10 protein-coding genes are annotated in these 13,050 nt (G+C 67.7%); 8 read left to right on the top strand and 2 right to left on the bottom strand.

What is annotated here, in order from left to right; all coding sequences use genetic code 11:
- The first annotated feature begins 173 nt into the window (after positions 1–173).
- On the top strand, positions 174–2,429 hold the full coding sequence (locus WCE59_RS05360; protein WP_343257702.1) for a S9 family peptidase: 2,256 nt from the start codon (positions 174–176) through the stop codon (positions 2,427–2,429).
- 450 nt (positions 2,430–2,879) lie between these two features.
- Here the strand turns inward: WCE59_RS05360 and WCE59_RS05355 are convergent, their stop codons facing one another.
- Entirely contained in the window at positions 2,880–4,010 is a 1,131-nt protein-coding gene (locus WCE59_RS05355) for an AI-2E family transporter (RefSeq protein WP_343257700.1), read from the bottom strand.
- A gap of 242 nt (positions 4,011–4,252) precedes the next feature.
- On the opposite strand from WCE59_RS05355, the gene coxB reads away from it, so the two are divergent.
- The 4 genes from coxB to WCE59_RS05335 are packed head-to-tail and all read left to right on the top strand — an operon-like array spanning position 4,253 to position 8,556.
- The gene (gene coxB / locus WCE59_RS05350; RefSeq protein ID WP_343257699.1) at positions 4,253–5,011 is read left to right on the top strand and encodes a cytochrome c oxidase subunit II; all 759 of its coding nucleotides are present in this window, start codon (positions 4,253–4,255) and stop codon (positions 5,009–5,011) included.
- Positions 5,008–7,608 (top strand): cytochrome c oxidase subunit I, encoded by a 2,601-nt coding sequence (gene ctaD / locus WCE59_RS05345; protein WP_343257698.1) that lies wholly within the window; start codon positions 5,008–5,010, stop codon positions 7,606–7,608. Before coxB ends, ctaD begins: the two co-directional genes overlap by 4 nt.
- Complete coding sequence (locus tag WCE59_RS05340) at positions 7,608–8,012, top strand: hypothetical protein (protein ID WP_343257697.1); 405 nt, start codon at positions 7,608–7,610, stop codon at positions 8,010–8,012. Before ctaD ends, WCE59_RS05340 begins: the two co-directional genes overlap by 1 nt.
- Positions 8,013–8,022: 10 nt before the next feature.
- The gene (locus WCE59_RS05335; protein WP_343257696.1) at positions 8,023–8,556 is read left to right on the top strand and encodes a DUF2231 domain-containing protein; all 534 of its coding nucleotides are present in this window, start codon (positions 8,023–8,025) and stop codon (positions 8,554–8,556) included.
- Positions 8,557–9,243: 687 nt separating this feature from the next.
- On the opposite strand, the gene WCE59_RS05330 is transcribed toward WCE59_RS05335, so the two are convergent.
- Positions 9,244–9,699, bottom strand: a complete 456-nt coding sequence (locus tag WCE59_RS05330) for a CopD family protein (RefSeq protein WP_343257695.1) — start codon at positions 9,697–9,699, stop codon at positions 9,244–9,246.
- 75 nt (positions 9,700–9,774) lie between these two features.
- Here WCE59_RS05330 and WCE59_RS05325 point away from each other — a divergent pair, with 75 nt between their 5' ends.
- The 3 genes from WCE59_RS05325 to WCE59_RS05315 all read left to right on the top strand — a co-directional run bounded on the left by WCE59_RS05325 (position 9,775) and on the right by WCE59_RS05315 (position 12,949).
- The gene (locus tag WCE59_RS05325; protein ID WP_343257694.1) at positions 9,775–10,737 is read left to right on the top strand and encodes a cytochrome c oxidase assembly protein; all 963 of its coding nucleotides are present in this window, start codon (positions 9,775–9,777) and stop codon (positions 10,735–10,737) included.
- Positions 10,734–12,059: a ferredoxin reductase family protein gene (locus tag WCE59_RS05320; protein WP_343257692.1), complete on the top strand. Its 1,326-nt coding sequence runs from the start codon at positions 10,734–10,736 to the stop codon at positions 12,057–12,059. Before WCE59_RS05325 ends, WCE59_RS05320 begins: the two co-directional genes overlap by 4 nt.
- A gap of 167 nt (positions 12,060–12,226) precedes the next feature.
- The gene (locus WCE59_RS05315; protein WP_343257691.1) at positions 12,227–12,949 is read left to right on the top strand and encodes a hypothetical protein; all 723 of its coding nucleotides are present in this window, start codon (positions 12,227–12,229) and stop codon (positions 12,947–12,949) included.
- Positions 12,950–13,050: the final 101 nt, after the last annotated feature.

The raw sequence follows: 13,050 nt of genomic DNA, 5'->3' as shown, positions 1-13,050 counted from the left end.
AATGCCGTGCGCAACCCATTCGGACCACAACGCTATTCACGCGGCTTCGCGCGCATGGCGCGCTCCTACAGAGGGAGTCGCGGTCAGAGGGGGCCGCGGTCGACGCAGAGGGTGGGCGCGGGGGCTGCGGGTAGACTTGCGGGCACGATGAAAACGCGACGCCCGAGGATTCCATGCGCCAACTGCTTGCCGCTGCCACGCTGATGGTTGCCACCGCCACCATGCCCAATCCTGCCCTGGCCGAAGACAGCCGGCTGACCCTGGAAGCGATCACCGGCGATGCGCCGCTGGCCGGTCCGACATTGATGCGCCCGCAGGTGGCGCCGGACGGATCGCGGGTGACGTTCCTGCGCGGGCGGGATTCCGATCGCAACCGGTTGGACCTGTGGGAGTACCACATTGACAGCGGCCAGACCCGGATGCTGGTGGATTCGTCGGTGGTGTTGCCGGGCGAGGAAGAGCTGAGCGACGAGGAGAAGGCACGCCGCGAGCGCCAGCGCATTGCCGGGCTGAGCGGGATCGTGGATTACCAGTGGGCACCGGATGCGCAGCGACTGCTGTTTCCGCTGGGCGGGGAGCTGTACCTGTACGACCTGACTGGCGAAGGCACGGCGGCGGTACGCCAGCTGACCGACGGCGGCGGGTTCGCCACTGATCCGAAGCTGTCGCCCAAGGGCGGGTTCGTCAGCTTCATCCGCGAGCGCAACCTGTGGGTGATCGACCTGGCCAACGGGCGCGAAGCGCAGCTGACCGATGACGGTTCGGACGTGATCGGCAACGGCGTGCCGGAGTTCGTGGCCGATGAAGAGATGGGCCGCCACACCGGCTACTGGTGGGCGCCCGATGATTCGGCGATCGCGTTTGCGCGGATCGATGAGTCGCCGGTGTCGATCCACCGCCGCCACGAGGTGTATGCCGACCGCACCGAGGTGATCGAGCAGCGCTATCCGTTTGCCGGCGATCCGAACGTGCTGGTGCAGCTGGGCGTGATCGCCCCGCGCCAGGGCGCCGAGCCGCAGTGGATTGACCTGGGTGATGAGACCGACATCTACCTGCCGCGGGTGAACTGGCGCGATGCCGCGCGCCTGACCTTCCAGCGCCAGAGCCGCGACCAGCAGACGCTGGAACTGATCGAGGTGACGCTGGCCAGCGGCGCGCAGCGCACGCTGATCACCGAGACCGCCGACACCTGGGTGCCGCTGCATGACAGCCTGCGGTTCCTCAAGGACGGGCGCATTCTGTGGAGCTCGGAGCGCAGTGGATTCCAGCACCTGTACCTGGCCGAAGAGGATGGCAGCGGCCTGCAGGCACTGACCTCGGGCGAGTGGGCGGTGTCTTCGCTGCTGGCGCTGGACGAAGCGGCCGGCCTGGCCTACTTCGCCGGTAATCCGGACGCGCCGCTGGAGATGCACATCAACGCGGTGCCGCTGGCCGGCGGCGAGATCGTGCGCCTGTCGCAGGAGCCGGGCACGCATGCGGCCAGCTTCGCCCGCAACGCCAGCGTGTACGTGGACAGCTGGTCGAGCGTGGACACGCTGCCGCAGGTTGATCTGCGCCGCAACGACGGCAGCCTGATCGCGCGGCTGCTGGAGAACGACCCGACCGATCCGCAGCATCCATATGCGGCCTTTATCGACGCCCACCTGCCGGTGGAGTTCGACACCATGACCGCGGCGGACGGGCGCAGCACGCTGCATTACAGCCTGATCAAGCCGGCCGACTTCGACGCTTCGCGCAAGTATCCGGTGGTGGTGCACGTGTACGGCGGGCCGGTCGGGCGCACGGTGACCAACGCCTGGGCCTCGCGCGGCGACGCGCTGTTCAACCAGTACCTGGCCCAGCGCGGCTATGTGGTGTTTTCGATCGACAACCGCGGCACGCCGGGTCGCGGCGCGGAGTTCGTGGGTGCGCTGTACCGCAATCAGGGCACGGTGGAAGTGCAAGACCAGGTGCACGGTGTGGAGTGGCTGCGCCAGCAGCCGTGGGTGGATCCGGCGCGGATCGGCGTGCACGGCTGGTCGAACGGCGGCTACATGACGCTGATGTTGCTGGCCAAGGCGCCTGGGCATTACGCGTGCGGGATTTCCGGGGCGCCGGTGGCGGACTGGGCGATTTATGACACCCATTACACGGAGCGCTATATGCATCTGCCGCAGGACAACGCGGCGGGGTATCGGGAGGCGAGCGTGTTTACGCATGCGGACAATATCCGCTCGGACAGTCTGCTGCTGATCCACGGGATGGCGGATGACAACGTGCTGTTTTCGAATGCGACCCAGTTGATGAGTCAGCTGCAGCAGGCGGGGACTGCGTTTGAGCTGATGACGTATCCGGGGGCGAAGCACGGGCTGCGGGGGAAGGATGCGCTGCACCGGTATCGGTTGAGTGAGTCGTTCTTCAATCGGTGTTTGTCGCATTCGGCTGGGTAAGGGGGGTTCTCTCCTCTGGGTTATATCGCTGTGACCTGAGGGGCCCCGTCGCGGCCGGGAGGCCTTTGCGCTTCATGTCCCCCGGCCTCCAAAAAGCCGGAGGCCTCCTCCTTTACTTACGCGCAAAGGCCTCCCGGCCACGACGGGGCTGGCTGCGGTAGGGGGGGTGCGCGGTGCGCGGTGCGGGATCCGGGGTGTGGGGTGCGGGGTGCGGGGTGATCGGCGGATGCGTCGGGTGGGCAACGTACGCCCGCCCCCTGTATCGGCCCGCTACGGCTGTAGGAGCGCGCCATGCGCGCGAAGCCGCGTGAATTATGGCGATACGGCGTGCCCCCGGACACCGCGCCGTGACCGACGGATTTCCGCAGACCACAATTCACGCGGCTTCGCGCCTGTGAGGCGCTCCTACAGGGGGTGCATGGGTCGCGGGTTGCGGCCGACGCGGGGGGGTCAGCGGCCTTGGAGGTGGCCGCCGCGGGACATGAGGACGGCGATGGGTCTGGTGCCGCGGAATTCGGACAGGACGATCGCGAGCACCGAGGTGATGGGGACGGCGAGGAAGGCGCCGGGGATGCCCCACAGGCTGCCCCAGATGGTGAGGCTGGCCAGGATCACGAAGGGGCTGAGGTTGAGCGAGTTGCCGAGCAGCCACGGGTCGAGGAAGTTGCCGATCACGAACTGCGCGCTGGAGAGCAGGATCAGCAGGGTGATGACGGTGCCGATATCGCCGAACTGCACGATCGCCCACGCCACCGGGAACAGCACGCCCAGGAATGAGCCGATGTAGGGCACGTAATTCAGCACGGTGATCAGCACCGCCCAGAAGCCGGCGAATTCCACCCCGAAAAAAGCCATGATCGCCCAGCTGATCACGCCCAGAACCACGCTGACCAGGGTCTTGAGCGCCAGGTACTGCCCGACCCGGGTGCTGATGCTGTCGAGCACCTGCTTGATCCGCGAAACGTCCTTCGGATCGCTGGACAGGTTCTGCAGTTTCTGCGGGAACACCCGCTTTTCCACCAGCAGGAAGGTGACGTACAGCAGCACCACCACCAGGGTGGCGACGATTGCGGTCACCGACACGACGGTGGAACCGATGATGGCCTGGGTGCTGATCTGTTCCAGCACCTGGTCGCGCAACGCCTGCCAGGTGGGCGCGGTTTCGATGCGCAGCAGTTCGGCGCCGCTCTGGATCATCTGCAGCAGCTTCTGCTCGTACTGCGGCACCAGCTGCACCACCCGGCCGATGTTGTTGATCACCAGCACCACGCCGGCGGTGATGGTGCCGAGGATCGCGGCGATCGAGGCGACGTAGCACAGCCACGGCGGCAGCCAGCGGCCGACGGTCGGCACGCGGCGCAGCCCGCGCGAGAGGCCGATGATGATGTAGGCGACGATGACGCCGAACACCATCGGTACGAACACCGGTCGGCCGATATAGAGCACCCAGCCGATGATCACCGCCAGCAACGCGCCGTACACGATGGCCGACAGCCGGTCGCGCACGAGCAGCCGGCGCGAGCGTGGCTGGGAGGGTGTTTCCGGGGGATTTCCCGAGGCGTGGGGGGTGGTCTGATCCATGCCCGACATTCTGGCATGGCGCCCGCCGGTACGGCCCTAATTCGCGGGCCCATCCACCCCATGTAGGAGCGCGCCATGCGCGCGAAGCCGCGTGAATCATGCTTCGCGGCGGAGCGTCGGACAGGGCGTGGTGTCCGGAGCCACGCGGCGCGGATCAATGTCACGCGGCTTCGCGCGCATGGCGCGCTCCTACAAGGACTGTTCACATTCGGTGGGCAGGCGGGTGGATAGGGTTTGCCGAGATGACCCGTCACTGCACATTCCTGAGCTCGCGCGCGCTTGTTGCCGTGGCGGCCGTCGTGGCGCTGTCCGGGTGCTCGGGGCCGCGTTCGATCCTGGACCCCGCCGGGCCTGCGGCGCAGGGAATCGCCGACATCTGGTGGGTGATGTTCACCGGCGCGGTGGTGATCTGGATCCTGGTGGTGACGTTCGTGCTGATCGCCCTGTTCCGCGGTCGCGATACGCAGGCGCTGGCAAAACCGCAGCGGTTGATCGTGGGCGGCGGCGTGGTGTTGCCGACGGTGGTACTCGGCGCGCTGCTGGTATGGGGCACGCTGGACAGCGCGCGCCTGACCGGCATCGGGGAACGGCCGGAGGCGGTGATCGAAGTGACCGCGCGGCAGTGGTTCTGGGAGTTCCGCTATCTGGACGGCGACGGCAACGCGATTGCGATGAGCCATGACGAGCTGGCCATACCGCTGGGGCGGATGGTGGAGTTCCGGGTGACCAGCGCGGATGTGATCCACAGCTTCTGGATCCCGCGCCTGGGCGGGAAGATGGATGCAATCCCGGGCCGGGTGAACCATCTGCGCCTGCGCGCCGACCACGACGGTGGCGCCACCCCGATCCGCGGCCAGTGCGCCGAGTTCTGCGGGCTGGCCCACGCGCTGATGCATTTCGACGTTGAGGTGCTGGACGATGACGGATGGGCTGACTGGCTGCGCGCCAATGCAATCACCGAAGGCGCGGCCCTCGAAACCACCGCGGGGAGCGGCCGATGAGCACCACGCCTGACACGCCCGCGCCCGGCCCCACCCCCGCCCCGATCGACCCGCTGGAGAACGCCGCGCGGCTCGAAGAGCTGCACAGGATCTGGGGCAATGAGCCGGGCTTTGCCGGCCAGTTGAAGGCGGTCAACCACAGCACGATCGCGCTGCGCTTCATCATCACCGGCTTCGCCTTCCTGCTGGTGGGCGGGGTGCTGGGCATGTTCATCCGCCTGCAGCTGTCGTGGTTCGACGTGCAGGTGCTGGACCCGGCGCGGTTCAACCAGTTCGTGACCATGCACGGCACGACGATGATGTTCCTGTTCGCGGTGCCGATCCTGGAAGGCTTCGCGATGTACCTGCTGCCCAAGATGCTGGGTTCGCGCGACCTGCCGTTCCCGCGGCTGTCGGCGTTCGGCTACTGGTGCTATCTGTTCGGCGGGCTGTTCCTGTATTCGAGCTTCCTGTTCGATGCGGCGCCGGACGGCGGCTGGTTCATGTACGTGCCGCTGAGCGACAGCACCTATTCCCCCGGGCTGGGCGCGGACTTCTGGCTGATCGGGGTGACGTTCGCCGAGATCGCGGCGGTGCTGGCGGCGATCGAGCTGATCGTGGCGATCCTTATCACCCGCGCGCCGGGCATGGACCTGCGGCGGATGCCGCTGTTCGCCTGGGCGATGCTGGTGACGGCGTTCATGATCGCGTTCGGGTTCCCGCCGCTGATCCTGGCGTCGATATTGCTGGAGATCCAGCGCGCGTTCGACTTCGCCTTCTTCGAGGTGGCGCGCGGCGGCGACCCGCTGCTGTGGCAGCACCTGTTCTGGCTGTTCGGCCACCCGGAGGTGTACATCATCTTCCTGCCGGCGGCGGGCATGGTGTCGATGGTGATCTCCACCTTCGCGCGCAGGCCGGTCGTGGGCTACACCTGGATCGTGCTGGCGTTCGTGTCGGTGGGGTTCCTGAGCTTCGGGCTGTGGGTGCACCACATGTACACGGTCGGGATCCCGCTGCTGGCGCTGGCGTTCTTCAGCGCGGCGAGCATGGCGGTGGCGATCCCGATGGGGATCCAGGTGTTCGCGTGGATCGCCACGCTGTGGTCCGGCAAGCCCTGGCTGCGGATACCGATGCTGTACCTGTTCGGGTTCTTCTTCATCTTCATCCCCGGCGGGCTGACCGGGGTGATGCTGGCGATGGTGCCGCTGGACTGGCAGGTGCATGACACCCACTTCGTGGTCGCGCATCTGCACTACGTATTGATCGGCGGAATGATGTTTCCGCTGTTCGCGGCGCTGTACTACTGGCTGCCGCTGATGAGCGGGCGGACGCCGTCCGAAAGCCTGTCGCGCACCGGCTTCTGGATGGTGTTTGCCGGCTTCAACCTGACCTTCCTGCCGATGCACCTCACCGGGCTGCTGGGCATGCCGCGACGGGTGTTCACGTATCCGGAAGAGCTGAAGGTGCAGTGGCTGAACCTGTTTTCCACCGCGGCGTCGTTCGTGCTGGCGGTGGGCATGGTGGCGATTGCGATCGACGTGTACATCAGCCTGCGCGCGGGCCGGAAGGCGGCACGCAATCCGTGGAAGGCGGGCACGCTGGAGTGGGCGGTGCCCTTTCCGGTGCCGCAGTTCAACTTCGCCTCGGTGCCGCGGGTGGATAGCCGCTATCCGCTGTGGGACAAGCCGGAAACCGATGAGGCGACGGACCGCGCCGACGGACTGCTCGGCAAGCCCGGCGATGGCCGCCGCGAGCTGCTGGGGACGGGGATCCTCAGCGCGGCGCCGGAGCAGGTGATCCGGGTATCGACGTCCACCTGGCTGCCGATCCTGTCGGCCCTGGTGCTATCCGCGTTGCTGGCCTGCTTTATCGCCAAGTGGTATCTGGGCGCGGCGCTGATGGTGCTGCCGCTGCTGGCGCTGTTTGGCATCTGGGCGTGGACGACGGGACACCGCCAAGCGCCGCTTCGGCATGAAGCCGAGCCCGGGCTGGTGCTGCCGACGCAGTACGCGTGCCGCAACGCGCCGGGCTGGTGGGCGCTGGTGATATCGCTGCTGATCGACGGGACGCTGTTTGCTTCGCTGGTGTTCGCCTATTTCTACCTGTGGCTGGGCACCGAAGCGTGGCCGCCTGCGGGCATCGGGATCGGCAGGCTGGGGATGCCGCTGCTGGCGCTTGCGCTGCTGGCCGGCTGTGTGGGGGCTGGACAGTGGGCGTGGCGGTCGCTGGGCGCGGGTCGGGATGGTTCGGCGCGGGAGGATGGCGGTGGCGCCGGTGATGATGTCGCTGGTGGAGGCAGGGGCATGCTGGCGTGGCTGGCTTCGGCGGTGCTGGGGATTGGATTCATCGCTGCGCACTGGCTGGCACTGACCGGTCCGGTGGGCGCGCCGCAGGTGCACGCCTACGCATCGGTGGTGTGGACGCTGGCGGGCTTTCATCTGGTGCACGTGGCGGTGGCAGTGCTGGTGTCGGTGTTCGTGGGCGCGCGGATCCGCTGCGGCTACGTCAATGCGGCGCGCCCGCTGGAGCCGCGGGTAGCGGCGGCGCTGTGGCGCTATACCGTGGCCCAGGGGCTGGTGACCTGGGCGGTGATCCACCTGTTTCCGAGGATGATCTGATGCTGGAGCGGATCGGCCCCTGGCGCCTGACCGGCATGGCGACCCCGCTGGCGCTGTGGGCGGCACACTTCCTTGCGGTCTACATCATGCAGGGCCTGGCGTGCGGCGAGAACTGGCAGCGGCATCGGGTAGCGGGCTTGGAGATGGTGAGCTGGTGGCTGCTGCTGGCGACGCTGCTGGCGTGGGCGGCGATCGTGTGGATGGGCGTGCGCGGCTGGCGCTGTCAGCGGTTGGCAGCGTTCGAGGTGCGGGCGGCGGGCGACAGCGACCGGCCGGTGGCCACGGTGGCGCGGCGGCGGCGGCGGCGGTTCATGGCGGTGCTGACCACGCTGGTGGCGGTGATTTCCTTCATCGCGGTGCTGTTCACGGCGCTGCCGGTGCTGCTGCTGCCGCCGTGTGCATGAGGCGATGACGATGGACGAAAAAAATCTGAAGCAGCCGGTGGCCGAGGATCGCGCGCCCGCGGTGGAGAGCGTGATGGCGATTGCCAAGCACCCGATCCACCCGATGCTGGTGACGTTCCCGATTGCATTCCTGACCTGCGTGCCGCTGGCGGACCTGGCTTACCTGTTGCTCACGGATCCGTTCTGGGCGCGGGTGGGGCTGTGGTTGAACATCGGAGGGCTGGGGTTGGGCGTGGTGGCGGGAATCGTGGGCACGCTGGATCTGCTGCTGGTGCGGGTGGCGCGGCGGCATGTGTCGGCGTGGAGTCATTTCCTGGTGGCGGTAATGGCACTCTCGCTGGCGGCGCTGGGGGTGTGGTTGCGGTGGCCGGATCCGGAGGCGGCGGTGTGGCCGTGGGGGTTGCTGCAGGGGGGGGTGATGTTGGGGGTGGTGATGGTGGCGGGGTGGCTGGGTGGGTCGCTGAGTTTCCAGCACGGGATTGGGGTGTATGGGCATACGAAGGCTGAGGAGGATCCCGGTGAGGATGCGCCGCCTAACGCCTGAGGGGGTGCACGCGGTGCCGTAGGTCGGCCCTACGTGGCCGACGCGAGGGATGTCTGGTTTGCGGTGAACGCGGGGGCGCCTGGAAGCGAGGCGTTCGATTTGGGGCGCGGCTGATGGCCGCTGGGTTGGGGCTCGGGCGTTCGATTGATGGCGCCGGGGCTGATGGGCCTGCCGTGGCCGCGAGCCCTTTCGTCGAATGTCCCCCGGCCTCCAAAAAACCGGAGGCCTCCTCCTTGATTTCGCCGAAAGGGCTCCCGGCCACGACGGCTCGGCTTGCGGAGGGAGGGGCGTCGGTGGCTGGTGCTGCCTTGTGATGCGATTTCCCTGGCGCCTTGTTTATGTAGGAGCGCGCCATGCGCGCGAAGCCGCGTGAAGATGATCGCGGATAGAGATATCGGCCAGATCGAGGTATTCGAATCCCGACCATCACCGCCAACGACAGGTCCACCCGATTGCAAAAGTCACGCGGCTTCGCGCGCATGGCGCGCTCCTACAAAAGCCCCCCGCCCGGCCGGAGCCGGCGCCCCAGAGCCGAGCCCCGGCGCGGGCGGGAGGCCTTTGCGCGTAAGTAAAGGAGGAGGCCTCCGGCTTTTTGGAGGCCGGGGGACATGGAGCGCAAAGGCCTGCCGGCCGCGGCGGGGCCCCTCAGGTCACAGCGATATCAATCGAAGCAGCGGTCCCGAAGGCTTACCGGCCAGCCCGGACAGGCGGCGGTGGCAGTTCACCAGCAGTGTCAGGTTTCGCACCGGTGAGCCCGGCAATGGCGAGGATGAGGACGAAAGGGACCCAGCCAAGGGTCCGGTAGAACCAGGGCCCGTGGCGGGATTTGCCCTGGCCCAGCTGGTAGAGGATCACGCCCAGATAGAGGTGCATGAGGACGGCGATGGTGACCCCGGCGAGCTTCATCACCAGCCAAGCGCCGTCCGGATTCCAGGCCATCAGGATCATGCCCAGGACCGTGGTGATGAGAGCGGCGGGAGTCATGAGCCGGAAGAACAGGAGATTGGCGGCTGGGTTGAAGTAGGCGCGGTCGGCGTCGATTTCTTCGCGCTGGTGGGCGACGAACAGGCGCGGCAGGAAGAACAGGCCCGTGAACCAGACGGCCATGGCGGCGATGTGCAGGACCTTGAGCCAGAAGTACATGGTGCGACCTTATGGCACGCACGGCGAAGCGGGTGTGCACGCGGCGTTGGCATCCAAGGCTCTACTTTCAGCGGCATGCGCGTGTCATCCACCCTCGCCTGCATGTTGGCGTTCTCCGGCTTTGCGCCGGAAGCGCAGGCGCTGCCGCGGGTGACCGCGCTGGCGTGTTTTGCCGGCGATGCGCCGCCGGGCCTGGCCCAGGCTTGGACGTTTTCGTCGCTTCTACTACCTCCGGCGGTGCTGCTGGTGCTGTACGTGATTGGCGTGGCGCAGCTGTGGCGGCAGGCGGGAATCGGCCGGGGCATCGGGCGCTGGGAGGTGACGGCGTTTCTGGCCGGGGCGATGACATTCTTCCTGGCCACGGTGTGGCCGCTGGATGCGTTCGGTGCGTGGTCGCTGGCGGCCCATATGGGCCAGCACATGCTGCTGCTGGCGGTGGCCCCTCCCCTGTTGCTGGCTGGGCGCCCGCTGGCCGGTATTGCCCACGCGCTGCCCACGACATGGTCGCGGCGGCTGCACGGCTGGACGGCGCCGCTGCACCACTGGCTGGCCGCGCGCCTGGGACTGGCGACCATGGCGCATGCCGGGGTGATGGTGCTGTGGCACATGCCGGCGGCGATCGCGGTGGCGCTGTCGGATCCGCTGCTGCACCTGGTCATGCATCTGGCATTCGTGGCCGCAGGACTGTGGTTCTGGATTGCGGTGTGGCAGCGCATCCGCGAGCCGGACACGGGGGTGGCGGCGGGGCTGGTTGCGCTGCTGACGGTGACCCTGGTGATGGGCTTCACCGGCGCGCTGCTGACCTTTGCCCCGCGCATTCTGTTTCCGGCCTATGCCCTGCGCGCGCCGATGCTGGGGCTTGATCCGCTGGCCGACCAGCAGCTGGCCGGATTGCTGATGTGGGTGCCCAGCTGCCTGCCTTATCTGGCCGGCGGGCTGTGGCTGCTGCTGCACGGCTTTGAGCGGCTGCGACGACAGCACGGGAATGCACGGCATGGGCATGCGCCGGCAGGCCCGGCCACGGGTGGGACCCGATGAATCTGGGTTGGCTGCGATTCTCGCTGTGGATGCTGGCGTGGATGGCGCTGGCGCTTGTACCGATGGCCATCGCGCTGCTGGGGCCGCTGCCTGACACGCGCGGCCAGCTGCTGGAAACGGGGGTGATGCTGGGCCTGCTGGGGCTGGGCGTGCTGTCGGCCCAGGCGCTGACCTCGGGACGCCAGCGCTGGTTTGCGCGCGGCCTCGGCCAGGACGACCTGCTGCGGTTCCACCGCCAGACCGGGCTGTTCGGGCTTGCCCTGGTGCTGGCCCATCCGCTGACCCTGATCCTGGCCGATGCGCGGCTGCTGACCTATCTGGATCCACGCGACGACCTGCTGCGCGCGCTGGCGCTGTGGTTCGTGCTGCTGGCCACGCTGACCCTGGTGGCCTCGTCACTGTGGCGACTGACCTTTCGCCTCGCCTACGAACACTGGCGGCTGCTGCACGGCGGCCTCGCACTCTTGATCGTGGTGACCGGCCTCGGCCACGCGCTGATGGTCGATCACTACACCGGACCACTATGGAAGAAAGTGCTGCTGGTGATGGCCGTCGGCGCGGCGCTGACCCTGATGGCGGAGACCCGGCTGCGGCGGCCGTGGCGGGCACAGCGCAGACGGTGGCGGGTGGAAAAGGTCGGCAGCGGGCGCGATGACAGCTACACCCTGCGCCTGCTGCCCGATAGCCATGCCGGCATGCCTTTCCGGCCAGGGCAGTTTGCCTGGCTGACCCTGGGCGAGTCCCCGTGGCGGCTGCAACAGCACCCCTTCTCGATGGTCTCCAGCGTGGATGAAAAGGACGGCGCGGTGGAGTTCACCATCAAGGCGCTGGGTGATTTCACCGCCTCGGTGGCCAAGGTCGAACCAGGCAGTTCGGCGTGGGTGGAAGGCCCCTATGGGGTCTTCATCTGGGAGCCCGGGCAGAGCCCGCGCGGGGCGGTATTCATCACCGGCGGCGTCGGCATCACCCCGGTGATGGCGATGCTGCGCACCGCCCACGACCGCGGCGTGCGCGAGCCGCTGTGGCTGGTGCATGCCAGCAAGGACTTCGACAACATCCTGTTTCGCGAGGAACTCGCCGAGCTGGAGCGCGACCTGCCGCTGACGCTGGTGCACGTGCTGGACGAACCGCCCGATGATTGGGATGGCGAATCCGGCAAGGTGGATGAAGCCCTGCTGCGGCGCTGGCTGCCTTCCGATCTGTCGTGCCTGCCCTGCTATCTGTGCGGACCGGAACCCATGGCCGATGCGCTGGAGCCTGCGCTGCTGGAGATGGGCGTGCCGGCAAAAAACCTCTACTGCGAACGCTTCGACATGGTCTGAGGAGGCCCGGATGATGCATCGGCACGCCCGCAATGCGGGCAACATCGCGGCGCTGCTGCTGGCGCTGATTGCGCTGGCCGCGGGCTGGTGGCGCTGAGCCCTGTTCATCACCTGGCGGCTGCGCGGCCGATGTCACGATCACTGCTTTCCCGAACGGATGACACCACATGAGGATCCTCGTCCTGCTGCTGGCCATTGCCACTCCGGTGGTGGGCTGGATTTCCCAGACCGGCGCGTTTGGCCCCGACCAGGGCACCATCTCCGACCGCTATCCCACCCTGCTGGTGGCGGCGGGCTGGGCGTTCTCGATCTGGAGCGTGATCTTCCTGCTGGATATCGTGCACGGCGTACGCCAGATGACCGGCGCGAGACGCCGGGACCGCGTGCTGGAACGGATCGCACCGGCCACCGCGGCCGGGTTTTTCCTGACCATGATCTGGATGCCGCTGTTCTCGCAGGAGCTGTTCTGGCTGTGCGTGGCGGTGATCTTCGGCGCGCTGGCCTGCCTGGCCTGGAGCGCGCTGGTGCTCTCGCGCAGCCGCGGACACTTCTGGTCATGGCTGGCGCTGTCGCTGCATGCGGGCTGGCTGACCCTGGCGGCCTTTCTCAACCTGGCCCAGACCTTCGTGGCCACGGAAACGCTGCCCACCGGCAACATGCTGCCGTGGAGCGCCGTGCTGCTGGCGCTTGCCGCCGCGGTGTTGCTGGGCCTGAACCACGCAATGCGTGGCAATTGGGGCTATGCGGCAGCGGCCGTGTGGGGCCTGGTGGCGGTGTACGTCAGGCAGTCGGGCTGGTCGCTGGAAGGCTCGGACACGGCGGCGTGGATGGCCGTGGCGATCGCGCTGGTACTGGCCGTGCAAACGGTGTGGCTGCGCATGCGGCGCTGATGCGACGCCCGGCGCCGGGTGGCGGTGCCCTTCAGCCTCCATGTCCCCCGGCGTCGGCCTTCGGCCGCCACCTCCTCCTTTACTTACGGCTGAAGGGCACC

It is taken from the genome of Luteimonas qiangzhengi (genome assembly GCF_039548515.1).
Taxonomy (GTDB): Bacteria; Pseudomonadota; Gammaproteobacteria; order Xanthomonadales; family Xanthomonadaceae; genus Luteimonas.
This window is presented reverse-complemented; position numbering and strand designations above follow the sequence as displayed.

Excerpts from the sequence above, each read along its gene's own strand:
- WCE59_RS05360 (WP_343257702.1), top strand. The coding sequence starts at position 174 with ATGCGCCAACTGCTTGCCGCTGCCACGCTGATGGTTGCCACCGCCACC.
- WCE59_RS05355 (WP_343257700.1), bottom strand. The coding sequence starts at position 4,010 with ATGGATCAGACCACCCCCCACGCCTCGGGAAATCCCCCGGAAACACCC.
- coxB (WP_343257699.1), top strand. The coding sequence starts at position 4,253 with ATGACCCGTCACTGCACATTCCTGAGCTCGCGCGCGCTTGTTGCCGTG.
- ctaD (WP_343257698.1), top strand. The coding sequence starts at position 5,008 with ATGAGCACCACGCCTGACACGCCCGCGCCCGGCCCCACCCCCGCCCCG.
- WCE59_RS05340 (WP_343257697.1), top strand. The coding sequence starts at position 7,608 with ATGCTGGAGCGGATCGGCCCCTGGCGCCTGACCGGCATGGCGACCCCG.
- WCE59_RS05335 (WP_343257696.1), top strand. The coding sequence starts at position 8,023 with ATGGACGAAAAAAATCTGAAGCAGCCGGTGGCCGAGGATCGCGCGCCC.
- WCE59_RS05330 (WP_343257695.1), bottom strand. The coding sequence starts at position 9,699 with ATGTACTTCTGGCTCAAGGTCCTGCACATCGCCGCCATGGCCGTCTGG.
- WCE59_RS05325 (WP_343257694.1), top strand. The coding sequence starts at position 9,775 with ATGCGCGTGTCATCCACCCTCGCCTGCATGTTGGCGTTCTCCGGCTTT.
- WCE59_RS05320 (WP_343257692.1), top strand. The coding sequence starts at position 10,734 with ATGAATCTGGGTTGGCTGCGATTCTCGCTGTGGATGCTGGCGTGGATG.
- WCE59_RS05315 (WP_343257691.1), top strand. The coding sequence starts at position 12,227 with ATGAGGATCCTCGTCCTGCTGCTGGCCATTGCCACTCCGGTGGTGGGC.